Consider the following 24,230-nt stretch of genomic DNA (forward strand, 5'->3'; position numbering starts at 1 on the left):
TCGTACCCGCGGATTACACAATTTTTTGCAGGAGCCGGCTTGCTGGCGATGCTGGCGACTCGGTCTGCCAGGTTCACCGCGGTGATGCCATCGCCAGCAAGCCGGCTCCTACAGGGTGATTAGCTATCCAGCGCCTTGTACTTCTCGCGCAGGTGGTTACGGATGTACACCGCCGACAGGTTCAACGTCGCGATCACCAGCACCAGCAGCAATGCCGTGGCGTATACCAGCGGACGTGCAGCTTCAACGTTCGGGCTCTGGAAGCCGACGTCATAGATGTGGAAGCCCAGGTGCATGATCTTCTGGTCCAGGTGCAGGTACGGGTAGTTGCCGTCCAACGGCAGCGACGGCGCCAGTTTCACTACACCCACCAGCATCAGCGGCGCCACTTCACCGGCGGCACGGGCCACGGCGAGGATCATGCCGGTCATCATGGCCGGGCTGGCCATCGGCAGCACGATCTTCCACAAGGTTTCAGCCTTGGTCGCGCCGAGGGCCAACGAGCCTTCACGCACGGTGCGAGGAATCCGCGCCAGGCCTTCTTCGGTGGCCACGATCACCACCGGCACCGCCAGCAGCGCCAGGGTCAACGAAGCCCAGAGCAGACCCGGCGTACCAAAGGTCGGGGCCGGCAAGGCTTCAGGGAAGAACAAGCGGTCGACCGAACCACCCAGCACGTAAACGAAGAAGCCCAGACCGAATACGCCGTAAACGATGGCCGGCACACCTGCCAGGTTGTTCACCGCGATGCGGATCACCCGGGTCAGGGTGTTCTGCTTGGCGTATTCACGCAGGTACACCGCCGCCAGCACACCGAACGGGGTCACGATCATCGCCATGATCAGGGTCATCATCACGGTGCCGAAGATCGCCGGGAAAATCCCGCCTTCGGTGTTCGCTTCACGCGGATCGTCGCTCAGGAATTCCCAGACCTTGCTGAAGTAGAAGCCGATCTTGGTGAAGGTGCCCATGGCGTTTGGCTGGTAGGCGTGCACCACTTTGCCCAGGCCGATTTCGATTTCCTTGCCGTTGGCATCACGGGCGGTGAGGCTGTCGCGGTTGAACTGCGCGTGCAGGTCGCCCAGGCGAGCCTCGATCTCCTGATAACGGGCATTGAGTTCGGCGCGCTCGGATTCCATGTCCGCTTGCGCGGCCGCGTCGAGCTTGCCGTCCAGTTCCAGCTTGCGGCCGTGCAGGCGGATGCGTTCGAGACCGGCGTTGATCGCGCCAATGTCGACCTTCTCCAGCGTCTTGAGTTGCGCGGCCAGCTGATTCACACGGTTGATCCGCGCTTGCAACTCAGGCCAGGCAGCTTCGCCTTCAGCGATGACCTTGCCGTCCTGTTTGACGTTGACCAGGTAACCGTAGAAGTTGCCCCACTCGCGACGCTCGATGGCCATCAATTCGACCGGGGTCTTCAGGTTGGTTAGCCACTCGCCGACAATCCACGTGAAGTCGTTGCCGTTCAAGTCGCGGTTGCCAACCTTGATCAACTCGCGGGTCATGAATTCCGGGCCTTCGTCAGGCACCGGCAAACCGGCACTCTTCAGGCGGGCACGCGGCACTTCTTCCTTCTGTACGATTTCGCCGATCACCAGGTGATTGGCCTGGCCCGGCACGTCGTAGCTGGCGTGCACCAGGTCCGCGGGCCAGAAGTGACCCAGGCCGCGCACGGCAATCACGGCCAATAGGCCAATGGTCATGATGACCGCGATGGACACCGCGCCACCGCTGATCCAGACGCCGGGGGCGCCGCTCTTGAACCATCCTTTCAGGGAGTTCTGTTTCACAGACTTCTACCTTTGCTTAAAGCGACGAGTATTTCTTGCGCAGACGCTGACGAATCAGTTCCGCGAGGGTGTTCATGACGAAGGTGAACAGCAGCAGCACCAGCGCCGAGAGGAACAGCACGCGGTAGTGGCTGCCGCCGACTTCCGACTCGGGCATTTCCACCGCGACGTTGGCGGCGAGGGTGCGCAGGCCTTCGAACAGGTTCATTTCCATGACCGGGGTGTTACCGGTGGCCATCAACACGATCATGGTTTCACCGACCGCGCGGCCCATGCCGATCATCAACGCCGAGAAAATGCCCGGGCTGGCGGTGAGGATCACCACGCGAGTCATGGTTTGCCACGGCGTGGCACCGAGGGCCAGGGAACCGAGGGTCAGGCCACGCGGCACGCTGAACACGGCGTCTTCGGCGATGGAGTAGATGTTCGGGATGACCGCGAAGCCCATGGCCAGACCCACCACCAGTGCGTTGCGCTGGTCGTAGGTGATGCCCAGGTCATGGGAGATCCACATGCGCATGTCGCCGCCGAAGAACCAGTTCTCCATGAACGGGCTCATGTACAGCGAGAACCAGCCCACAAACAGGATCACCGGGATCAGCAGCGCACTTTCCCAGCCATCCGGGACTTTCAGGCGGATCGACTCAGGCAGGCGACTGAAGGTGAAACCGGCGACCAGGATGCCGATCGGCAGCAGCATCAACAGGCTGAAGATACCCGGAAGGTGTCCTTCCACATACGGCGCGAGGAACAGGCCGGCGAAGAAACCGAGGATCACCGTCGGCATCGCTTCCATCAGTTCGATCACCGGCTTGACCTTGCGGCGCATGCCCGGGGCCATGAAGTACGCGGTGTAGATCGCAGCGGCAACGGCCAGTGGAGCGGCCAGCAGCATGGCGTAGAACGCGGCCTTCAAGGTACCGAAGGTCAGCGGCGACAGGCTCAGTTTCGGTTCGAAGTCAGTGTTGGCGGCGGTCGATTGCCAGACGTATTTAGGCTCGTCGTAGTTCTCGTACCAAACCTTGCTCCACAACGCGCTCCATGAAACTTCCGGGTGCGGGTTGTCGAGCAGCAACGGCTGCAGCTTGCCACCGGCTTCCACGATGATGCGGTTGGCACGCGGCGACAGCCCGAACAGGCCCTGGCCTTCGACCACCTGGTCAACCAGCAGGGTGCGGTGCGCGGTGCTGTGGAACACGCCGAGCTTGCCGGAAGCATCGAGGGCAACGAAGCCCTTGCGGCGCTCTTCGGCGGTGATCTCAATGATCGGCGTGGAGCCCATCTGGAAAGTACGGATCAGCTTCAGGCGCTGTTCGCCATCCGGGTCGCGGGCCATGAACCACTGGGCCAGGCCACCCTTGGAATCGCCAAGGATCAGCGAGATACCGCCCACCAGTTGCGTACTGGCAGTGATTTCAGCATCGCCGTTTTCCAGCAGTTTGTAGCGGCCGTTGAGGCTCTTGTCGCGCAGGCTGAACACGTCGGCCTGGGCACGACCGTTAATCACGTACAACCACTGCTGACGCGGGTCGACGAAGATGTTCTTCACTGGCTCGGTCATTTGCGGCAGTTCGATACGTGTCTGCTCGTTGGTGACTTCGCCGGTCATCATGTTTTCTTCGCTGGTCAGCGACAAAACATTGAGTTGCGAACCGGTGGAACCCACCAGCATCAACGTCGAATCGGTAGCGTTGAGGCTGACGTGCTCCAGCGCACCGCCCGCCTCGTTCAGCGCAATCGGCGTTTCGCCGTACGGATACTCGATGGCAGGCGAGATGGTTTTCTTGCCGTCCGGGTAGCTGACTTTATAGGTGTGACGGAACACCAGTGCCTGACCGTTGGACAAGCCCACGGCCACCAGCGGTTGGCCTGGCTGGTCTTTACCGATGGAGGTCACGGTGGTGCCGGCCGGAACAGGCAGATCGACGCGCTTGAGTTCGGCGCCACTGTCGATATCGAAGAACAATGCCTGGCCCTTGTCGGAAACCCGCATGGCCACCTGGTTTTGCTCTTCCAGAGAGAACATCAACGGCTTGCCGGCGTCTTGCATCCAGGCTGGCGTGATCGCGTCCTTGGACGTCAGGCTGGCACCCTGGAACAGGGGCGCAACGACATAGGCGAGGAAGAAGAAGATCAGGGTGATGGCTGCCAGTACCGCCAGGCCGCCGATGAGGACGTACCAGCGGGTGAAGCGATCCTTGAGCGCGCGAATGCGGCGCTTGCGTTGCAACTCAGGCGTATTGAAATCAATTCGCTTGGGGGGATTATTAGTCATGTTGGAATTGGCCAGATCATTCATTCGCACACCCTAGCGATCCTGTATGACAGAAAGATGACAGTGCAGTGACGCGACAAATCCGCCCCCCGGTAGAACCGGCAGCGGATAGAGAATTGGGGTTGTAGGAGCCGGCTTGCTGGCGATGCGGTAGACACTGTTCGACAGGTTCACCGCGGTGATGCCTTCACCAGCAAGCCGGCTCCTACTGAGTCCGGGACTAACCCGGACTCAGTTTGTTACTTCTTTACGACTGCAGCGCCGCCTTCTTGCAGACCCAGGTCAGCCAGTGCTTTTGCAGCAACTTTGGCTGGCAGTGGGATGTAACCGTCTTTCACAACAACTTCCTGACCCTGTTTCGACAGAATCAGTTTCACGAACTCAGCTTCCAGCGGAGCCAGCGGCTTGTTCGGGGCTTTGTTGACGTAGACATAGAGGAAGCGCGACAGCGGGTACTTGCCGTTCAGGGCGTTTTCTTCGGTGTCTTCGATGAACTCGCCGCCTTCTTTCTTGGACAGGGCAACGGTTTTCACGCTGGCAGTCTTGTAGCCGATACCCGAGTAGCCAACGCCGTTAAGCGAGCTGCTGATCGACTGCACGACCGAAGCCGAACCGGGTTGCTCGTTCACGTTTGGCTTGTAGTCGCCTTTGCACAAGGCTTCTTCCTTGAAGTAGCCGTAGGTACCGGATACCGAGTTACGACCAAACAGTTGAACTGGCTTGTTGGCCAGGTCACCGGTCACGCCCAGGTCACCCCAGGTTTTCACGTCGGCTTTAGCGCCGCACAGACGAGTCGAAGAAAAAATCGCGTCGACTTGAGCCATGGTCAGGCCCTTGATCGGGTTGTCTTTGTGTACGAATACGGCCAAGGCGTCCACGGCAACCGGAATAGCGGTTGGCTTGTAGCCATATTTGGTTTCGAAGGCTTGCAGTTCGTTGTCCTTCATCTTGCGGCTCATCGGGCCCAGGTTAGCGGTGCCTTCTGTCAGCGCAGGTGGCGCGGTAGAAGAACCGGCGGCCTGAATCTGGATGTTTACGTTCGGGTATTCTTTTTTGTAGTTCTCAGCCCAGAGGGTCATGAGGTTAGCCAGAGTGTCGGAACCAACGCTGGACAGGTTGCCCGACACACCAGTGGTCTTGGTGTAGCTCGGGATAGCAGGGTCAACAGCGGCAACCGCGTTGGCAGTCGCAACGCCAGCAGCGACAAAAGTCATTGCCGCCATCAAACGCTTCAGTTTCATGCCTTACTCCTAGCAGATAGGGTGTGTTAATTCGGGGCTCAGTATCAGCAGGCCATGTGAACACTCTATGGCTGAAATATGACAATTGGATGAAAGGCCACTATTCGCGTTTTTACCGGAAGATTCATGCGCCCCCAATCGCCAGCAAGCCGGCTCCTGCAGTCTTGGGCAGGAGCCAGCTTGCTGGCGATGAGGCCAGAACTAACGCCCTTTCTTCCAGAGATATGCGCCCACCAGAATTCCGACGCCACACAGCACTGCCACGTAATAAGCCGGGCCCATCGGGCTTTCTTTGAGCAGCAGGCTGACGATCATCGGCGTCAGCCCCCCGAAGATCGCGTAAGCCACGTTGTAGGAGAACGACAAACCGCTGAAGCGCACCACCGGCGGGAACGCCTTGACCATCACGTACGGCACCGCACCGATGGTGCCGACCAGCAGACCGGTCAAGGCATACATCGGGAACAGCCAGTCAGGATGATCAGCCAGGCTGTGATAGAAGGTCCAGGAGCTGGCCAGCAACGCCGTGCAACCGAAGACAAAGACACGCCCCGCACCAAAACGATCGGCCAGTGCGCCAGCAATGATGCAACCGAAGCTCAGGAACACGATCGCCACGCTGTTCGCTTGCAGCGACGAGGTTGCCGAGAAGTGATAGACCGTCTGCAGAACGGTCGGGGTCATCAAGATCAACACTACAATGGCGGCGGACAGCAACCAGGTCAGCAACATCGAAATGGCGATGGCGCCACGATGGTCACGCAGCACCGCACGCAGTGGCACTTCCTCGGCCAGGGCCTTGCGTTGTTGCAGCTCGGCAAACACCGGGGTTTCGTGCAGCCAGCGGCGCAGGTACACCGAAAACAGGCCGAACACGCCGCCCAGCAGGAACGGAATCCGCCAGGCGTAATCCGCCACTTCCACCGGGGTATAGAGGCTGTTGATCGCGGTAGCGACCAAAGAGCCCAACAGGATGCCTGCCGTCAGGCCACTGGTCAGGGTCCCGCAGGCATAGCCGACGTGCCGCTGCGGCACGTGTTCGGAAACGAATACCCACGCCCCCGGCACCTCGCCGCCAATCGCCGCGCCTTGAATCACCCGCATCAACAGCAACAGAATCGGCGCCCACATGCCGATCTGCGCGTAGGTCGGCAGCAGGCCCATGATCAGGGTCGGCACGGCCATCATGAAAATGCTCAGGGTGAACATCTTCTTGCGCCCCAGCAGGTCGCCGAAGTGCGCCATCACGATGCCGCCCAGCGGCCGCGCCAGATAGCCAGCGGCAAAGATGCCGAAGGTCTGCATCAGGCGTAGCCATTCGGGCATGTCCGCCGGGAAGAACAGCTTGCCCACCACGGTCGCGAAGAACACGAAAATGATGAAGTCGTAAAATTCCAGCGCCCCGCCCAAGGCCGACAACGACAGCGTCTTGTAGTCGTTGCGGGTCAGCGGACGTGCGGATTGGGATGGCTGCGCGATACTCGAGGGCGCTGTGGTCATGGCAAGGGCTTCTCTAATAGTCAGATCTGCCGCCCCAACAACGCTGGCGAGGGCTCGGGCAGGACCGGCACGATAGCAAATTGTTCGAAAAAGCACATAGAGGTGCGTAATTGACGGTCAAAATGAGAACCGGACGGTCGTCTCGGAGTCTACCGACCGATATACTCGCAACTGTGCGACGGCTTGCAAGGGTTGCTGTGCGAAAACGCCTGAAAGTGTCATAGGCGATTTCGCAGAGTTTCCCTTTAGGCGCCTTACGAAAAACGTGACGAACGTAGTATGTTCGGTGCTGAATCGTTTTTCCCGAAGACGGCTACCACCAGCAGCACCAACGAAGAGTCACGGGTCAGAGGCACCCCCGGCATGATAGAGCTCGAACAAGAAGATCCGATCCCGCAAGGCGACCTGGCCTTGCAAATTACCGCACTTCCCCGCGAAACCAACGGCTTTGGCGACATTTTCGGCGGCTGGCTGGTAGCACAGATGGATTTGGCCGGCACCGCGATGGCCAGCAAGGTTGCCGGTGGTCGCGTTGCCACTGTCGCGATCGACCGCATGGCGTTCCTGGTTCCAGTGGCGGTGGGCGCTCAGCTCTCCTTCTATACCCAGGCACTGGAAATCGGCCGCAGCTCAATCCAGATGATGGTCGAGGTCTGGAGCGACGATCCGCTGTCCAGCGAATGGCGCAAAGTCACTGAAGCGGTATTTGTGTTCGTCGCCATCGATGGCAGCGGCCGTACCCGCTCGGTTCCGCCGCGCGCTCGTTAAAACCGGGAAGCGTTAAACCCGACGCCCGATTCGCGGTCCATTGCAGTCCTGTTACTGATCGAGAGCTGTCCCATGAACACGCCCAACGTTGAAGCCGTCAAACTGGATGAACTGAACTGCTGGCGCATCCGCCACGGTCAGGCCGAATTACTGGTGGCCCAGCAAGGCGCGCACATCCTCAGTTATCAACTGGCGGGGCAGCCGCCGCTGATCTGGCTCAACGATGAGGCGGTGTTCAAGACCGGCAAAAGCATCCGCGCCGGTGTGCCGGTGTGCTGGCCGTGGTTCGGCAACTTCGAGCGCAACCCGCAGAGCGTTAAAGCGATGCGCGTCAGCAACCAAGCACCAACGGCTCATGGCCTGGTGCGGGGGATGGACTGGGAATTGGGCGGCATCGAAGCCGAGGGCGAAAGCCTGAAAATCGAATTCTTGCTGCCCTACCCCGAAGGCGGATTGCCAGGCTGGCCGCATCAAGTGGATTTGAAGCTGAGCATTCGCCTGGACGAGCAACTGCACATCAGCCTGACCAGCCATAACACGGGCCAGCAACCAGTCACCATCAGCCAGGCCCTGCACAGTTACTTTGCCGTCAGCGATGTGCGCAACGTGCACGTCGAAGGCGTGGATGGCTTGAGCTACATCGAAACCCTGGAAGACTGGGCAACCAAGAAGCAGTCCGGCGACCTGCGCTTTACCGGCGAAACCGACCGCATCTACCTCGACGCCCCGCCGCTGCTGAGCATCGTCGACCCGGCCTGGGAGCGACGCATCGAACTGACAAGTACGGGTTCGCGCTCGGCGGTGATCTGGAACCCCTGGGTCGACCGTGCTGCCGCATTCAGCGACATGGCCGACGACGGCTGGCAGCGCATGTTGTGCATCGAAACGGCGAATGTGATGGGGGATGTCGTGAACCTGGCGCCGGGTGCCACCCACACCCTCGGCGTCAGCATCGGCAGCAAACCGCTTTAAACCTGTAGGAGCCGGCTTGCTGGCGATGGCGTCCTCAAGATGGCGATCGCCAGCAAGCCGGCTCCTGCAGTGTTTTTACAGATCCGATTCCTGCACGACCCGCACCTTCGCCGCATCCAGCGCGTAGGCCGCATCCGCCAGATCATTGCTGACCTTCTCGACCTTCAACGTGCCGGTGACCCACAGCGGCGTGTAGATATCACTGAGCTTCAAGCCCTTCGGATAGCGCACCAGCACCAATTGATTCGGTGGCGGCGGCGGCACATGGATGCAGGCGCCGGGGTATGGCACGAGGAAAAACAGCGTGCTGTTGCCCTTGGCATCGGACTCCAGCGGCACCGGATAACCTCCTATGCGGATGGTTTTGTCGTTCATCGACGCTACGGTTTTGGTCGAATACATCACCGCCGGCAAGCCCTTGCTCTGCTTCATGCCGCCCTTTTCGGTAAAGGTGCCATTGGCCTCGGGGGAGTCGTGGTCGATTTCGGGCATTGCCTCGAGGGCTTTCTGATCCGACTTGGGCATCAGTTCGAGCCAGTCGGTTTCCGGCAGTTCGCCGGCATGGGCAAGGCCCGTACCCAGTAAAACAAGAGTCAGCAAAAGACGGCGCATGGAGATGCTCGGCAAGGAAAGGAAATCGCCGAGCATTCTAGTCCTCCCGGACTGCGCGGCCGAGAGGACTTTGTCGCTTGAATCAGTTCTTTTTGATCAGGCCGTAGATCACCAGCAACACCACCGCGCCCACCAGCGCACCGATAAAACCGGCACCTTCGCCGGCCTGGTAAATGCCCAACGCCTGGCCGCCATAAGTGGCCGCCAGCGAACCGCCGATACCGAGCAGGATGGTCATGATCCAGCCCATGCTGTCATCACCCGGTTTCAGGAACCGAGCAAGCAAGCCGACGATCAAGCCGATAAAGATGGTTCCGATGATTCCCATGGCATTTCCCTCTGAATGATTGGCTATGCGAAAGCCTAGTCAGACTTTCGCATCCTGCCATGAGAGAACGGCGGCACCGCAATGGTTCCGCCGCCGCCACATGAAACTGTTTTACTCGGCGATCAGCGCTTCGACCTTGAGGATCTGCGCGGCGAGGGTTTCGCGGTCTGCGCAACGCAGGTTGGCGTGGCCGACCTTGCGGCCTGCCTTGAACGCCTTGCCGTAGTGATGCAGATGGCAATCGGCGATCGCGATGACCTTCTCGGTGTCCGGCACTTTACCGATGAAGTTGAGCATCGCGCTCTCGCCGACCTTGGCCGTCGAACCCAACGGCAGACCGGCAACGGCCCGCAGGTGGTTTTCGAACTGGCTGCACTCGGCGCCTTCGGTCGTCCAGTGCCCGGAGTTGTGCACGCGCGGGGCGATTTCGTTGGCCTTGAGGCCACCGTCGACTTCAAAGAACTCGAACGCCATCACGCCGACGTAGTCCAGCTGCTTGAGCACACGGCTGGAGTAATCTTCGGCCAGGGCTTGCAACGGGTGGTCGGTGCTGGCCACGGACAGTTTGAGGATGCCGCTGTCGTGGGTGTTGTGTACCAGCGGGTAGAATTTTGTTTCACCATCGCGGGCACGCACGGCGATCAGCGAGACTTCGCCAGTGAACGGCACGAAGCCTTCCAGCAGGCAGGCGACGCTGCCCAGTTCGGCGAAGGTGCCAACCACGTCTTCAGCGGTACGCAGGACTTTCTGGCCCTTGCCGTCGTAACCCAGGGTGCGGGTCTTGAGCACGGCAGGCAGACCGATGGAAGCCACGGCGGCATCCAGATCAGCCTGGGACTGAATGTCGGCGAACGCCGGGGTCGGAATCCCCAGGTCCTTGAACATGCTCTTTTCGAACCAGCGGTCGCGAGCGATGCGCAGTGCTTCGGCGCTCGGGTACACCGGGACGAATTGCGACAGGAACGCGACGGTTTCCGCCGGCACGCTTTCGAATTCGAAGGTCACCAGATCGACTTCATCGGCCAGTTGGCGCAGGTGATCCTGATCGCCGTAATCGGCCCGCAGGTGCTCGCCCAATGCCGCCGCGCAAGCGTCAGGCGCCGGGTCGAGGAAAGCGAAGTTCATACCCAGCGGAGTACCCGCCAGCGCCAACATGCGACCCAACTGGCCGCCACCGATTACACCGATCTTCATCGTCAACAACCTCAGGCGATGCGTGGGTCTGGATTTTCCAGGACGCTGTCTGTCTGCTCAGCACGGAAGGTTTTCAGCACTTCATGGAACTGCGGGTGCTTGGCGCCCAGGATACTCGCCGACAACAGCGCGGCGTTGATCGCGCCAGCCTTGCCGATGGCCAGGGTGGCAACCGGAATGCCGGCCGGCATCTGCACGATGGAGAGCAGCGAATCGACGCCCGAGAGCATCGCCGACTGCACGGGCACGCCCAGTACCGGCAGGTGGGTCTTGGCCGCACACATGCCAGGCAAGTGGGCCGCGCCGCCAGCACCGGCGATGATCACCTCGATGCCACGCGCCTCGGCTTCTTCAGCGTACTGGAACAGCAGGTCCGGGGTGCGGTGAGCGGACACCACCTTCACCTCGTAAGGGATGCCGAGCTTTTCCAGCATATCGGCGGTGTGGCTAAGGGTGGACCAATCGGACTTGGAGCCCATGATCACGCCAACCAATGCACTCATCGTCGTGCCTCTTCTCTCTGGGCGCCCGCAGGCGCATCAAAAAACAACAAGCCACGCAGAATGCGTGGCTTGTTTGTTCGAATTATGGCCAGTCGCAACCGGCCGAAGGCCGCGCAGTATACCTCAATGAAGCAGATAAACAGCCCCCGAAACGACCATCTGTCATCTGCCGCAAAAGCCCGGTTTTATTGACCTGAAGGTCAGCGAAAAGACACCACCCAATTACTCTGTGGAAGTTGGCTTGCCAGCTCCCACAGAGTAATTGGGTGGGTTTAAGAACTTTGTGCCGCGCCGCCTTCGAGCTTGCGCCACAACAACCGCACGTTGGCCTTGCGCACGAGCGCGCAGCGGTACAAACGAATCTCCAGTGGTACATGCCACTGCGGTCCACCGCACACCACCAACTCCCCTCGCGCCAGTTCGGCGCGCACGCTGAGTTGCGGCACCCAGGCGATTCCGAGGCCTTCCAGCGCCATGCTTTTGAGGCTGTCGGCCATGGCGGTTTCGTAGATCGTGGTAAAGCGCAGCGCCCGTTGGCGCAACAGCAGGTTCACCGAACGCCCGAGAAACGCACCGGCGCTATAAGCCAGCAGCGGCACACTGCCCTCGCCTTCCAGGTCGAACAACGGCTTGCCGTCGGCGTCCGCGGCGCAGACCGGCAACATCTCGGTGTGCCCCAAGTGCAGAGACGGGAAGATTTCCGGGTCCATCTGCATCGCCGCATCCGGATCGTAGAAGGCCAGCATCAAGTCGCAACCCCCTTCGCGCAACGCGTGCACCGCGTCACCGACGTTGGTCGCGACCAACCGCGTGGCGATGTTCAAACCTTCGTTGCGCAGCTGCGCGATCCAGCGCGGAAAGAAACCCAGCGCCAGGGAGTGTGCGGCAGCGACTTGCATGACTTCGCCTTGCCCGCCTTCCAGATGATGCAGATGGCGCAGTACTTCACCGAGCTGTTCGACCACGGTGCGCGCCGTCACCAGAAACAATTGCCCCGCCGCTGTCAGCTCGATCGGCGTGCGCGAGCGATTGACCAGTGTCAGCCCCAACGCCGCTTCAAGGCTGCGGATTCGCCGGCTGAACGCCGGCTGAGTCACGAAGCGTCGTTCCGCAGCCTGGGAGAAGCTGCGGGTGGCGGCCAGGGCACTGAAGTCCTCCAGCCATTTACTTTCCAGATTCATCACGTCCTCCCGGACACGCACCAAATTAGGTCACACGCTCGCCATCAACGCGGCGTCACATCGGCATTATGCCGAATGTGCATAGGCCAGTGTTTAACAGCATTGGCCCAAAATTCTCCACAAGCCTAGCATTTGCAGCGTTCCGGCACAGACCGGGTCCATATCGAGATGATTTCTATCATGTCCTCCGCTGCATCTTTCCGCACAGAAAAAGACCTGCTTGGCGTACTTGAAGTACCGGCTCAAGCGTATTACGGCATCCAGACCCTGCGAGCGGTGAATAACTTCCGTCTCTCCGGCGTTCCGATTTCGCATTACCCGAAGCTGGTTGTCGGCCTGGCGATGGTGAAACAAGCCGCCGCTGACGCCAACCGCGAGCTGGGTCACCTGAGCGAAGCCAAGCACGCTGCCATCAGCGAAGCCTGTGCACGACTGATCCGCGGCGATTTCCACGAAGAGTTCGTGGTGGACATGATTCAAGGTGGCGCCGGTACTTCCACCAACATGAACGCCAACGAAGTGATCGCCAACATTGCCCTCGAAGCAATGGGTCACGAGAAAGGCGAATACCAGTACCTGCACCCGAACAACGACGTGAACATGGCGCAGTCGACCAACGACGCCTACCCGACCGCGATCCGCCTGGGTCTGCTGCTGGGTCACGACGCGCTGCTGGCCAGCCTCGACAGCCTGATCCAGTCGTTCGCCGCCAAAGGTGAAGAATTCAGCCACGTCCTGAAGATGGGCCGTACCCAGCTGCAAGACGCCGTGCCGATGACCCTTGGCCAGGAATTCCGCGCATTCGCCACGACCCTGGGCGAAGACCTGGCACGCCTGAAAACGTTGGCACCCGAGCTGCTGACCGAAGTGAACCTGGGCGGCACCGCGATCGGAACCGGCATCAACGCCGACCCGCGCTACCAGCACCTGGCCGTTCAGCGTCTGGCCACCATCAGCGGTCACCCGCTGGTACCGGCGGCCGACTTGATCGAAGCCACCTCCGACATGGGCGCCTTTGTCCTGTTCTCCGGCATGCTCAAGCGCACCGCGGTCAAGCTGTCGAAGATCTGCAACGACTTGCGCCTGCTGTCCAGCGGCCCACGCACCGGTATCAACGAAATCAACCTGCCGGCGCGTCAGCCAGGCAGCTCGATCATGCCAGGCAAGGTCAACCCGGTTATCCCGGAAGCCGTTAACCAGGTGGCGTTCCAGATCATCGGCAACGACCTGGCCCTGACCATCGCGGCCGAAGGCGGCCAGCTGCAACTGAACGTGATGGAGCCGCTGATCGCATTCAAGATCTTCGACTCGATCCGCCTGCTGCAACGCGCCATGGACATGCTGCGCGAACACTGCATCACCGGCATCACCGCCAACGAAGCGCGCTGCCGTGAACTGGTCGAGCACTCGATTGGTCTGGTGACTGCGCTGAACCCGTACATCGGCTATGAAAACGCCACCCGCATCGCCCGTATCGCGCTTGAAAGCGGCCGCGGCGTGCTAGAACTGGTGCGCGAAGAAGGCTTGCTCGACGAAGAAATGCTCGCCGACATCCTGCGCCCGGAAAACATGATTGCTCCGCGCCTGGTTCCGCTTAAAGCCTGAACCGACGCGTTACCTGTAGCACCGCTCACCAGGTCGAGGGACTAGACACCTCTCACCTTTTGAGGGCTTGGAGATCAATCTCCAAGCCCTTTTTTTTAACCGTTTTCCAACAATGCAGAATCTGTGGGAGCCGGCTCCTACAAGAAACCGGCGTCGATAGAATCGGTGCATGCACCACAACCGTGCAGACGGATGGCACTCCCATCGGTATAGTGCCGCCCCTCTTCACGTGGGCGGTCGTCGGTAGCGAGACCTGAACCCATGCGAAACCCGAACTAATAACAAACCCGCGATATGAAACCGGGACGGACATCGACCCGCCTGTTGTGCCAAGTGCCAACTGATGTAACTCGATGTGTCTGACCGGCCAGCATTTGCTTACACAAAAAACAGCGAGGAATAATCCATGCTCGAAGTCATTAACGACTTCCTCTCAGGGAAAGTACTGATCGTGCTCATTGTCGGGCTCGGTAGCTACTTCACGATCCGCTCGCGTTTCGTTCAATTGCGTCACTTCTTCCACATGTTCGCGGTGTTTCGCGACAGCCTCAAAAGCAGCGCCGGGCAACTCAGTTCGTTCCAGGCCCTGATGCTCAGCCTTGCCGGCCGTGTTGGCGCAGGTAACATCGCCGGTGTCGGCATCGCCGTGACCCTCGGCGGGCCGGGCGCGGTGTTCTGGATGTGGGTGACCGCCCTGGTCGGTATGTCCAGCAGCTTTTTTGAATGCTCCCTCGGCCAGCTCTACAAGCGCTGCGACTCCGAAGGCCAGTTCCGTGGCGGCCCGTCCTATTACATTCAGCACGGCCTGCAAAAACGCTGGCTTGGCATGTTGATGGCGTTCCTGTTGCTGGTGACCTTCGGGTTCGCCTTCAACGGCCTGCAAGCCCACGCCGTGACTCACTCGCTGAACAATGCGTTCGGTCTCGACACGACTTACACCGGTATCGGCCTGGCCGTGCTGCTGGGCCTGGTGTTCATCGGCGGGATCAAGCGTATCGCCAAGGTCGCCGACCTGTTGGTGCCGGTGAAAACCCTGGTGTACATCGGCGTGACCATTTACGTGATCGTGTTGCAGTTCGACCAGGTGCCGGGCATGTTGATGACCATCGTCAAGAGTGCCTTCGGTCTGGACCAGGCCTTCGGCGGCCTTATCGGCAGCGCCATCATCATGGGCGTGAAACGCGGCGTGTTTGCCAACGAAGCGGGCCTGGGCAGTGCGCCTAACGTGGCAGCGGTTGCCGCAGTCGAGCACCCGGTGGCACAGGGCGTGGTCCAAGCGTTCAGTGTGTTCCTCGATACGTTCGTGATCTGCACCTGCACGGCGTTGCTGATCCTGCTCTCCGGTTTCTACACCCCGGGTTTCGAAGGCGACGGCATTGCCCTGACCCAGAACTCCCTGGCCGCCGTTGTCGGCGACTGGGGCCGGATGTTCATTTCCGTGGCGCTGGCGTTGTTCGTGTTCACCTCGATTCTCTACAACTACTACTTGGGCGAGAACAACCTGCGCTTCCTGATCGGTGAAAACCGCAAAGCGCTGATGGGTTATCGCGCGCTGGTACTGGTCCTGATTTTCTGGGGTGCCATCGAAAACCTCGGCACCGTGTTCGCCTTCGCCGACATCACCATGACCCTGCTCGCCTTCGTCAACCTGATCGCGCTGTTCTTGCTGTTCAAGGTCGGCATGCGCATCCTGCGTGACTACGATGACCAGCGCGCTGCCGGGATCAAGACCCCAGTGTTCGATTCGAGCAAGTTCCCGGATCTGGATCTCGATCGCCAGGCCTGGCCGGCGAATCCGCCAGCCGCCGCGCAGGCTCAGCCTGAGCTGCAAGGCGTGACCGCAGCGCAACGCTGATCGGTTAAAGTGCGACATCCCCTGTGGGACCGAGCAAGCTCGCGATGAGGCCATCACTCTCAACATCCATGTTGATGATCAGGCCATCGCCAGCAAGCCGGTTCCTGCAGGACGTCATTGTTCTCGGAGCAGCTCCATGAATTCCTCGACCTACCCTGCCGCTCAGCACGTCATGGTGCTCTATACCGGCGGCACCATTGGCATGCAAGCGAGCGCCAACGGCCTGGCCCCGGCGTCCGGTTTCGAAGCGCGGATGCGCGAGTACCTGCACAGCCAGCCTGATCTCGTGGTACCGCAATGGCGTTTTCGCGAGATGTCGCCGCTGATCGACAGCGCCAACATGACCCCGGCCTACTGGCAGCAACTGCGTGAAGCGGTCGTCGACGCCGTTGATGTGCAAGGCTGCGACAGCGTGCTGATCCTGCATGGCACCGACACTCTGGCCTACAGCGCCGCTGCCATGAGTTTTCAATTGCTCGGCTCGCAGGCCCGCGTTTGCTTCACCGGCTCGATGCTGCCGGCCGGCGTCACCGACAGCGATGCGTGGGAAAACCTCGGCGGCGCGCTGGTTGCCCTGGGCCAAGGCCTGGCGCCGGGCGTGCATCTGTACTTCCACGGCGAGCTTCTGGACCCGACCCGCTGCGCCAAAGTGCGCAGTTTCGGTCGGCATCCGTTCAAGCGGCTGGAGCGTCAGGGCGGCGGTGCGAAAGCGGCTTCGATTCCGGCCCGACTGAATTACAACCAATCCAGGCAACTGGCTAGCGTCGCGGTGTTGCCATTGTTTCCCGGCATCAGCGCCGAGGTGCTGGATGGCTTGTTCGCCAGCGGCATTCAGGGTCTGGTGCTGGAGTGTTATGGCAGTGGTACCGGGCCGAGTGACAACCCCGAATTTCTCGCCCGCCTCAAGCGTGCGCAGGATCAGGGCATCGTTGTGGTCGCGGTCACGCAATGCCATGAAGGCGGGGTCGAGCTGGATGTCTATGAAGCCGGCAGCCGCTTGCGTGGCGCGGGCGTGTTGTCCGGTGGCGGCATGACCCGTGAAGCCGCGTTCGGCAAACTCCATGCGCTGTTGGGCGCCAATCTGGATAACGCTGAAGTACGACGCCTGATTGAGCTGGATATGTGTGGCGAGCTTAGCTGACCCCATACCTGCACGAACCTGACGCCGACACGCCATACATAATTACCACCCTCCCCAAATCGTGACTCCCTAGCATGGAAGCTGCCTTGAGGCCTCGCCTCAAGCCGCTTCCATTACTTTGAAACGCAGGGATGCACGATGAGTACACCAACCTCAACCTCCACACCAGACACTCCCGCTCGCCATAACCCGACCGATCTTCTGATTACTCAACTCAGTGTCGGACCCGACTTGCGTGACGTAGCGGCCGTGCTGTTACGCCAGCACTTGCGCAAGCTCTATCCCACGCTGGATCTCGACCCGAGCATCACCATGGTCGGAACGCCGACATGGGTACTCGCCAATGACGAAATCGTGGCCGGGCCTCCCACTTTCCAGGCACTGACCGACATTCTGGCCAATCAGCTCGTGCACAGCGTGCCGGCCCTGTACATCGAGGGCGAGCATTTCCTGGCCCAACAACCGATCACCGAGCCCGAGATTCACTTGCCGGTGCGCATCGACGAAATCGCCAACCTGATCAACCTGCTGGCACCGGTCATGCTCACCGCCTTTCAGGAACAACAACTGGCGTTCTGGAATGCGCCCGAAAACGGTTCGCAACCACGTTGGCACGAGCTGTCCAGAACCTTGCGCGAGGTCTGGAATATCGATCGGGTCCCGGGCTGGGACAACGATGACTGCGCGATGGCGCGATCTTTGTTTCTCGCTCCTGACCTTGCGAGCAGAAAGCTCAAAGATCCCTACACAAGCAACGCCTATCTGATTGGCATCGACCTGGTCGACGGCGCAAAGGTCACGCACCTGAATGAAGTGTCGATTGTCGTGCTGATCGGCACGCACGAAGGACGCACGATCATTCTTGCCCACTCCTTGCTCAAGGGCTTTCAAAAATTCGACTCCCTTGAACAGCTCGGCGCCAAATTGCCGGAGCATGTCAGCACGGCCGGGCCCGCACAGAAAATCCAATGGCGACTGTTGGAACCCCCGGGCAGCATTTTCGATTACCAGGCTTGCGCGCTGATCTCCATCCAGATCGACGTGATCGGCGCTTTAGATTTTTCCATCCCGGCCACCGCCAACCCGAACAAGCTGCCGTCCACCCCGACGCCTGAAGTGGATGACAGTGTGAAAAAAGCAGGGCCGGGCCTGGACTGGTTCAAGGATGCGCTGCCGGACTGGCTGAGCACGGCGTCGCTCTCGGACCTGAACAACTACTCGCGACATCTGAAGGACCTGGCCGCACTAGACAGTCAGAACGCCGGCAAATCCTATCTGGACGGGATCCTGCCCATCCGCCAGTACGCGCTGAGCAAACTGAATGCATTACATGCCAGCAAACTCCTTGAACATGCCAAGGCTCTGCGCGAGCAGCCAGAGTTGGAAACGTCGCTGGAGTCGATCGAGCTACGGGTTAAAAGCCCCGTCATCTGGGGCACGTTCACCGTTCCAGGCAAGATCGATACCTTCAACTTCAGCCTCGCCGATCTTGCCTTGCAAAACCTGATTGCATTGCCTCTGGGCGACAAGACGCTGCACTCCACCCGCGGCAAAACGCTACCCGCCTGGTTAACCGTCAAGTACATCGAGGACCTCATTAGCCGGGTCGATGTCGGCTCAACTTACCCGGCGCTGATCAAAAGCCATCTGATCGACAGCACGCCAGAGGCCACGCGCCGACAAACCCTGTTCAGCCAACACCTGCGCATCCAGCTACCGCTGCTGGCTTTGCAATGCAAGATTCGCGAAGAGAACGGCATCGACGCACGCGGGTACCGTTACGTCGTCGCCGTGATGGAACCCGAGACCGATAAGCGCGTGGTGGAAGGCCAGACCATCGTGATACGGCCGTTGACCTTCGCCCCCAAACGCCGCAAAGACGGCACACAGGACGAAGTCGCCAACATGTTCGTGATTGGCCCCGAGGATTCGGCCTCCGGCCCCTGCCTGCTTTATCGGCCGATGCTCGACCAGCCGCTGAGTCAATACCCATCGCCGAGCAACTTGCTGTACGCCATTCAGCAATCGCCCAGCCTGCGGGACACGATGCTGGCCTGGCTATCGGAAGACGTCAGCAGCGACTACGCCAATTACGTGTTTCCAGGCTCGCTGCCTTCGCCCTGGACCATCACCGATTTTCTGGTCGACCCGGACAAGCTTACGACGATGACAGGGCCAATGAGCCTGGGCGGAAAAGCGCTTGAAGGCGACTTGCCCGAAGCCCTGTTCAAAGCCAACGCTCAGGCATTGGTGACACTCGCCGATCGCCAGTCAGTCTCGAACGCCGAAAACCGCTGGGCCAGTTTCAAGCAGGCCGGCTGGATGCTGTTCTATTCGGTTCTGCCGTTTCTGGGGCGTACCGTCGGTATCGCAGCCTGGATCTGGCAAGTGATGGATCAGCTCCAGGAACTGCAGGAGGCCCATGAGCAAGAAGATACGCACGCACAATGGACGGCGCTGACGGATGTACTGCTCAATCTCGGCATGGCGATCACATTGCATATCACTACCCGCGCTAATGGGGAGCGGCGTGTCGTGGGCGACGTGACCACAACCGAAGCGCCCAAGCCGCTGGAATCGTCGACGAAAAAGTTCAGCATCGAGCAACTGAGCACAAGCGCCCCCCATCAGGTGTCCAATCTCCAGCAAGTGGTCAGCATCAGTGGTGCCGCGAACCGAACGCCCGCGAGCCTCGCGACCGTGCTGGAGCATTTCAAGATCACTCGCCCCGAAGAGCTTGGCACTGCCAACACCGAGGACGGCGCCTATAAAGATCTCTACAGCCTCAACAGCAAATGGTACGCCCCGGTGGGACAGAACTGGTTCGAGGTCACGGTGGATGAGAACGGCACCGTTGTGATCATCGATGCAAAGGAGCCTGCCCGTTCTGGCCCGGCCCTGGCCCACACTCTGCAGGGACAGTGGGTGGTTGATGTTCGCTTGCGCTTGCGCGGCGGCGGTTCGACAAGCCTGACCCACCTGGCCGAGGCCCAAGGCCAACGCAAGGCTACGCAACTGCGTACAAAACTCACGGCTTTCGAAAAGCGCAAGGCAACGGCACAGCAGGAACTTCAGAAAGCTCACCAGGCAATGAGCACCGCTACCGCTGACGAGGTTCAAGGCAAACGTAAACTCTACCTCCAGGCACTGGAATCCCAGCGAGCGGAATACGCCGCAGCACTGAGCAATCTCAAATCGCTGCATGTCTTTTCGCCGACGGCGGACTATCAACAAAAATCCCTTGGTTACCTCAAGGCTCAACTGGAACTGATCCAAGCCGGTATTGGCGAAGCGCTCACTGTCTTCACGCCGAAATTGCGCGCCGTTCTGAATCAAATCGAGCGTCAGTCCGAGGCCCGCCATGATCGTCAAATCCCGGCAGCTCGACAGTTGATCGAGCTGAACCAGGACATGATCGCGCGCCTGGAGCAGATTCAGGAACGCTTCGTGGAGCTCAAGCGCCTCGAAAAAGAAGGGCTGCGGGTGATTCAGAACAGCCGATCGAAACTCCCCGGCTATTCACTCGATGACCTGAAGGCCCTCCAGGTGACACTGGCGCGCAACGTATGCCTGCCGGAAAACTCGGTGGCGACGGCGACCGAGGCCTGGCTCACCATCGACCAGATCGTCGACACCGCCGACATTGTCGTGCAAACCCTGCGCGACACTCTGAATGAACGCAGCGTCAGCCGGCTCGACGAGCGAATCGACGCCCTCAACGATCTGATCGAACAGTTCAGCGTTATCGATGAGCGCTTGCTGGACTTCAAGACAACGTTCGCTGCGCAAGCTGTGGAAGAGCCGATAAAACAGCTTCGCCAGCAGCTCGACGAATTCCGCCAGCGTGCCGAGCGCCATTTGGTGGTGGTGCTCGACGAGAGGGAAATTCTCAGAAGTCGTCCTGCACTGCCGCTGCAACCACCAAGGCCAAACAGACAGTTCATCAGGACGCGTTACAACGGTGTTCTCATCGGCGAGCCGCGCCTGTCAGACCAAGGGCTGGAGACCAACCTGGTCGATATCAAGTCGCCCCTCACCGATAAGGTCATTGCCACTTTCCATCAGAAAACCCCGGGGGTCTGGGTCGAGCGAGTCAGCCCGCCCAAAACAGCCACCGCGGCACCGAACCTTGAGACCAGCCTCAACAAGGGCCAGGCTCTGCTCGACTCGCTGGCAGCGTTTAATACGCGCATGGCCGAATACATCAAGCAGCCAGGCCGCTCACCGGGCGGGATCGAATACCTGTTCCACCAGTTCGCCCAGCAGATGGAGCAGACCAGCAGCGCCATCGAGCAAGCCTTGACCGACAGCAACGCCACGGAGAGCCATACTCGCTCGGCCGCTGTCGTCAACAAGGCACTCACCGAGACCGCGGAAAAACTCTACCAGCAAGCCAGCGACAACATGCTGACGATGCTCAAGCAACAGCCGCCGACAGTCCCGGGCGTTGAGTGGCTCAACAGCAACAAGGCGATCAGCGTTGCAAAAACCGTCACTCGACGTCGCCTCAAAGGCGGCAAGGTGCTGTACCTGGATGAGTACACCATCAGTGACCGCAAAACCCGGCAAATAATCTGGTATGCACACTTTCTGTACTCGACCTCCTGGGTGCCGGCCAAATCCTTCGTCTACGCCCGCTTGAAAACCCCCATTGAACATGGGCTGGGGATGGCCGCCGACTCCACTCAAGGGCTGAGTGGACCGCAACGCCTTGCGTATTACCGCAGCATGATCGGGCTGGAGCAGGCCAAGCGGCTGTTTTTCAGCACGACCTGAGGCATCTCCGGTGTTGGCTTTTGCTAACGTTCAAGCGCCCTTGCGAAAGCGAGGGCGCTGAATCACGGCACGCTACTTGCTCCATCCCGATCAAACAAATGACGGGTACCGCCCATGCTCCACTCGCACCTCACGACGCTCAACGCCGTCTCGCTGATCCTTAACACTTTCAAGGCCGAGGGTCTGTCCAGCGATGCGTTGTTGGCCGGAAGTGGCATCAGCGCGGCGGATTTGAACCGCGCCGACACGCGCATCACCACCAACCAAGAGATGCAGGTGTGCGCCAATGCCGTCGCGCTCAAGCGGGATATCGGCCTGGAACTGGGGCGACGGATGCACGTTTCCTGCTACGGCATGCTCGGTTACGCATTGCTTACCAGTGCCACCTTCGGTGACGCTTTGCGATTGGCGATGCGCTATCCGGCGCTGCTGGGAACACTTTTCGAACTGAGCCTGGAAGAGGATGGCGAGCGTATCTGGTTCGTCGCTGCCGATTACCGCGAGAGTCCGGCCATGGCGGTGTTCAACGCCGAGTTCTGCCTGGTGTCGCTGAAAGTCATCTGCGACGACCTGCTCGGGCACCCGCTGCCGCTGCTGGCCGCACGCTTCGAGCATGCGGCGCCCGACTATGAGGCAACCTACGCCGAGCCCTTCAACTGCCCACTGCACTTCGGGGCACGGGATAACGCCTTTGCCTTCGACAAGCGCTGGCTCGACCAGCCGTTGCCATTGGCCGACGTCATCACCCATCAAGCCATGGCCGAACGTTGCCGCAAGCAGAACCTGGAGTTCACCGGACGCCAGGCCTGGCTGGGGCGGATTCGGCAATTGCTCCGAGCACAGTTGAATGCGGCACCCGGGCTCGATGGTCTGGCCGAACAGATGAATTGTTCAGCGCGGACATTACGCCGGCATCTCAAGGACATGGGTTGCAGCTATCAGGAATTGCTCGACGAGCTGCGCTTTGAAAAGGCCAAGCAAATGCTTTGTGAGGATCAGTTACCGATCTACCAGATCGCCGAGGCCTTGGGCTTCAGCGAGACCGCCAGTTTTCGCCACGCGTTTGTGCGCTGGAGCGGAGTAGCGCCCAGCCAATTCCGCCCGCAGCACCGGCCCCTGTAGGCGCTGGCTTGCCAGCGATGAGGCCGGTGCATCCGACGCACCTCCATTGACTCGAACATTGCTTTCGCCAGCAAGCCGGCTCCTACGAATGCGTGCGCTAAGAGGGGCGAATTTCGGTCAGGTTTTTTGGCCGTATTGATCCCCTTTTGGCCTTTCCTGCCGTTTTCGAAATCCGTCCGCGCCGCAAGACTGTGTGCAACCGAACCCGCCTGCGGAGAACAACAAAATGCTGACGATCTACTCGGACGATCACCACCTGCACCACGGTCGTTGCGAACTCATCGATGGGCAACTCAAGCCCTGCTTCGAGATGCCGTCCCGTGCCGACCATGTGCTTTCGCGGGTGCAGAAGCAGAACCTCGGCCCCGTCGAAGCGCCGAAGGACTTCGGCCTCGAGCCGATCGCGCGTATCCACAGCCGCGATTACCTCGACTTCTTCAAAGGTGCCTGGGCCCGCTGGACCGAATTCAACACCGACGGTGACTTGCTGCCCTACACCTGGCCGGCTCGCACCCTGCGGCGCATCAAACCCGCCAGCCTGCACGGCGAACTCGGCTATTACAGCTTCGACGGCGGCGCCCCGATCACCGCCGGCACCTGGCAGGCGGCGTACAGCGCAGCGCAAGTGGCGTTGACCGCTCAAGCTGAAATCCAGCGCGGCGCCCGTTCCGCCTTCGCCCTGTGCCGTCCACCGGGACACCACGCCGCTGGCGATTTGATGGGTGGTTATTGCTACCTTAACAATGCCGCCATTGCTGCCCAGGCGTTCCTCGACCAGGGTCACAAAAAGGTCGCGATCCTCGACGTCGATTACCACCACGGCAACGGCACCCAGTCGATTTTCTACGAGCGCAGCGACGTGCTGTTCACCTCGATCCACGGCCACCCGGAAGCGGAGTTTCCGTTCTTCCTCGGCTATGAAGATGAGCTGGGCGAAGGCGCCGGTGAAGGCTTCAACTTCAACTATCCGTTGCCTGCCGGCAGCGCCTGGGATACCTGGAGCGCCGCACTGGAACAGGCCTGCAAAGAGATCGAAAGCTACGGCGCCGACATCGTCGTCGTGTCCCTGGGCGTCGACACCTTCAAGGACGACCCGATCTCGCAGTTCAAACTCGACAGCCCGGACTACCTGGCCATGGGCAAGCGCATCGCGCAGCTCGGCGTGCCGACGCTGTTCGTGATGGAAGGCGGTTATGCGGTGGAAGAAATCGGCATCAACGCCGTGAACGTTCTCGAAGGTTTTGAAAGCGCTTGATGAGCAATTATCAGAATGAAAGGGCTCGAGCGTTAACCGCTGTCGCAGGATGCCGAACGTGCTCTACCGGGGCCTGGACCCGGAAGCAATCCGGCACCTGATCCCGCCGTCG

The 24,230-nt window shown here is 60.2% G+C and carries 17 protein-coding genes; 8 read left to right on the forward strand and 9 right to left on the reverse strand.

Features of this window, described 5'->3' with window-relative positions; all coding sequences use genetic code 11:
• Positions 1 to 119: 119 nt before the first annotated feature.
• The 4 genes from pstA to KHO07_RS28390 all read right to left on the reverse strand — a co-directional run bounded on the left by pstA (position 120) and on the right by KHO07_RS28390 (position 6,806).
• Positions 120 to 1,790 (reverse strand): phosphate ABC transporter permease PstA, encoded by a 1,671-nt coding sequence (gene pstA / locus KHO07_RS28375; protein ID WP_150735845.1) that lies wholly within the window; start codon positions 1,788 to 1,790, stop codon positions 120 to 122.
• Between the two features lie 16 nt (positions 1,791 to 1,806).
• Positions 1,807 to 3,840, reverse strand: coding sequence for an ABC transporter permease subunit (locus KHO07_RS28380; RefSeq protein WP_212627703.1), 2,034 nt, complete (start codon positions 3,838 to 3,840; stop codon positions 1,807 to 1,809).
• Positions 3,841 to 4,304: 464 nt separating this feature from the next.
• Positions 4,305 to 5,306: a phosphate ABC transporter substrate-binding protein PstS gene (locus KHO07_RS28385; RefSeq protein ID WP_150735847.1), complete on the reverse strand. Its 1,002-nt coding sequence runs from the start codon at positions 5,304 to 5,306 to the stop codon at positions 4,305 to 4,307.
• 201 nt (positions 5,307 to 5,507) lie between these two features.
• Entirely contained in the window at positions 5,508 to 6,806 is a 1,299-nt protein-coding gene (locus tag KHO07_RS28390; RefSeq protein WP_150735848.1) for an MFS transporter, read from the reverse strand.
• A 363-nt stretch (positions 6,807 to 7,169) separates the two neighbouring features.
• On the opposite strand from KHO07_RS28390, the gene KHO07_RS28395 reads away from it, so the two are divergent.
• Both KHO07_RS28395 and KHO07_RS28400 read left to right on the forward strand, forming a co-directional pair.
• Complete coding sequence (locus KHO07_RS28395; protein WP_007896491.1) at positions 7,170 to 7,574, forward strand: acyl-CoA thioesterase; 405 nt, start codon at positions 7,170 to 7,172, stop codon at positions 7,572 to 7,574.
• Between the two features lie 72 nt (positions 7,575 to 7,646).
• Positions 7,647 to 8,546: a D-hexose-6-phosphate mutarotase gene (locus KHO07_RS28400; protein WP_212626115.1), complete on the forward strand. Its 900-nt coding sequence runs from the start codon at positions 7,647 to 7,649 to the stop codon at positions 8,544 to 8,546.
• 75 nt (positions 8,547 to 8,621) lie between these two features.
• On the opposite strand, the gene KHO07_RS28405 is transcribed toward KHO07_RS28400, so the two are convergent.
• From KHO07_RS28405 to KHO07_RS28425, 5 genes are all read right to left on the reverse strand, one after another.
• Entirely contained in the window at positions 8,622 to 9,158 is a 537-nt protein-coding gene (locus KHO07_RS28405) for a DUF3299 domain-containing protein (RefSeq protein WP_212627704.1), read from the reverse strand.
• 82 nt (positions 9,159 to 9,240) lie between these two features.
• Complete coding sequence (locus KHO07_RS28410; RefSeq protein ID WP_212626116.1) at positions 9,241 to 9,486, reverse strand: GlsB/YeaQ/YmgE family stress response membrane protein; 246 nt, start codon at positions 9,484 to 9,486, stop codon at positions 9,241 to 9,243.
• 111 nt (positions 9,487 to 9,597) lie between these two features.
• Positions 9,598 to 10,680, reverse strand: coding sequence for a 5-(carboxyamino)imidazole ribonucleotide synthase (locus KHO07_RS28415; RefSeq protein ID WP_212626117.1), 1,083 nt, complete (start codon positions 10,678 to 10,680; stop codon positions 9,598 to 9,600).
• Between the two features lie 11 nt (positions 10,681 to 10,691).
• A complete protein-coding gene (gene purE / locus KHO07_RS28420) occupies positions 10,692 to 11,183 on the reverse strand; it encodes a 5-(carboxyamino)imidazole ribonucleotide mutase (protein WP_034149342.1) in 492 nt (163 codons plus the stop codon).
• Positions 11,184 to 11,455: 272 nt separating this feature from the next.
• Positions 11,456 to 12,364 carry a LysR substrate-binding domain-containing protein gene (locus tag KHO07_RS28425; protein WP_212626118.1) on the reverse strand — a complete coding sequence of 303 codons (909 nt, stop codon included), beginning with the start codon at positions 12,362 to 12,364 and terminating at the stop codon, positions 11,456 to 11,458.
• A gap of 180 nt (positions 12,365 to 12,544) precedes the next feature.
• Between KHO07_RS28425 and aspA the strand changes: the two genes are divergently transcribed.
• The 6 genes from aspA (at position 12,545) to KHO07_RS28455 (ending at position 24,118) form a co-directional block, all read left to right on the forward strand.
• Complete coding sequence (gene aspA, locus KHO07_RS28430) at positions 12,545 to 13,969, forward strand: aspartate ammonia-lyase (RefSeq protein ID WP_034149344.1); 1,425 nt, start codon at positions 12,545 to 12,547, stop codon at positions 13,967 to 13,969.
• Positions 13,970 to 14,375: 406 nt separating this feature from the next.
• On the forward strand, positions 14,376 to 15,824 hold the full coding sequence (locus tag KHO07_RS28435) for an alanine/glycine:cation symporter family protein (RefSeq protein ID WP_212626119.1): 1,449 nt from the start codon (positions 14,376 to 14,378) through the stop codon (positions 15,822 to 15,824).
• 136 nt (positions 15,825 to 15,960) lie between these two features.
• Positions 15,961 to 16,965, forward strand: a complete 1,005-nt coding sequence (locus KHO07_RS28440; protein WP_212626120.1) for an asparaginase — start codon at positions 15,961 to 15,963, stop codon at positions 16,963 to 16,965.
• 138 nt (positions 16,966 to 17,103) lie between these two features.
• The gene (locus KHO07_RS28445) at positions 17,104 to 21,741 is read left to right on the forward strand and encodes a DUF6543 domain-containing protein (protein WP_212626121.1); all 4,638 of its coding nucleotides are present in this window, start codon (positions 17,104 to 17,106) and stop codon (positions 21,739 to 21,741) included.
• A gap of 114 nt (positions 21,742 to 21,855) precedes the next feature.
• Entirely contained in the window at positions 21,856 to 22,863 is a 1,008-nt protein-coding gene (locus KHO07_RS28450; protein WP_212626122.1) for an AraC family transcriptional regulator, read from the forward strand.
• A 226-nt stretch (positions 22,864 to 23,089) separates the two neighbouring features.
• Entirely contained in the window at positions 23,090 to 24,118 is a 1,029-nt protein-coding gene (locus tag KHO07_RS28455; protein ID WP_212626123.1) for a histone deacetylase family protein, read from the forward strand.
• The last annotated feature ends 112 nt before the right edge of the window (positions 24,119 to 24,230 follow it).

It is taken from the genome of Pseudomonas sp. PP3 (genome assembly GCF_905336995.1).
Taxonomy (GTDB): domain Bacteria; phylum Pseudomonadota; class Gammaproteobacteria; order Pseudomonadales; family Pseudomonadaceae; genus Aquipseudomonas; species Aquipseudomonas reinekei.

Bases quoted from the DNA above. Each gene is read 5' to 3' on its own strand.
- KHO07_RS28425 (WP_212626118.1), bottom strand. From the start codon at position 12,364: ATGAATCTGGAAAGTAAATGGCTGGAGGACTTCAGTGCCCTGGCCGCC.
- KHO07_RS28455 (WP_212626123.1), top strand. From the start codon at position 23,090: ATGCTGACGATCTACTCGGACGATCACCACCTGCACCACGGTCGTTGC.
- KHO07_RS28450 (WP_212626122.1), top strand. From the start codon at position 21,856: ATGCTCCACTCGCACCTCACGACGCTCAACGCCGTCTCGCTGATCCTT.
- KHO07_RS28415 (WP_212626117.1), bottom strand. From the start codon at position 10,680: ATGAAGATCGGTGTAATCGGTGGCGGCCAGTTGGGTCGCATGTTGGCG.
- KHO07_RS28385 (WP_150735847.1), bottom strand. From the start codon at position 5,306: ATGAAACTGAAGCGTTTGATGGCGGCAATGACTTTTGTCGCTGCTGGC.
- purE (WP_034149342.1), bottom strand. From the start codon at position 11,183: ATGAGTGCATTGGTTGGCGTGATCATGGGCTCCAAGTCCGATTGGTCC.
- KHO07_RS28380 (WP_212627703.1), bottom strand. From the start codon at position 3,840: ATGCAAGACGCCGGCAAGCCGTTGATGTTCTCTCTGGAAGAGCAAAAC.
- KHO07_RS28405 (WP_212627704.1), bottom strand. From the start codon at position 9,158: ATGCGCCGTCTTTTGCTGACTCTTGTTTTACTGGGTACGGGCCTTGCC.
- aspA (WP_034149344.1), top strand. From the start codon at position 12,545: ATGTCCTCCGCTGCATCTTTCCGCACAGAAAAAGACCTGCTTGGCGTA.
- KHO07_RS28390 (WP_150735848.1), bottom strand. From the start codon at position 6,806: ATGACCACAGCGCCCTCGAGTATCGCGCAGCCATCCCAATCCGCACGT.
- KHO07_RS28400 (WP_212626115.1), top strand. From the start codon at position 7,647: ATGAACACGCCCAACGTTGAAGCCGTCAAACTGGATGAACTGAACTGC.
- KHO07_RS28445 (WP_212626121.1), top strand. From the start codon at position 17,104: ATGAGTACACCAACCTCAACCTCCACACCAGACACTCCCGCTCGCCAT.
- KHO07_RS28440 (WP_212626120.1), top strand. From the start codon at position 15,961: ATGAATTCCTCGACCTACCCTGCCGCTCAGCACGTCATGGTGCTCTAT.
- KHO07_RS28435 (WP_212626119.1), top strand. From the start codon at position 14,376: ATGCTCGAAGTCATTAACGACTTCCTCTCAGGGAAAGTACTGATCGTG.
- KHO07_RS28395 (WP_007896491.1), top strand. From the start codon at position 7,170: ATGATAGAGCTCGAACAAGAAGATCCGATCCCGCAAGGCGACCTGGCC.
- KHO07_RS28410 (WP_212626116.1), bottom strand. From the start codon at position 9,486: ATGGGAATCATCGGAACCATCTTTATCGGCTTGATCGTCGGCTTGCTT.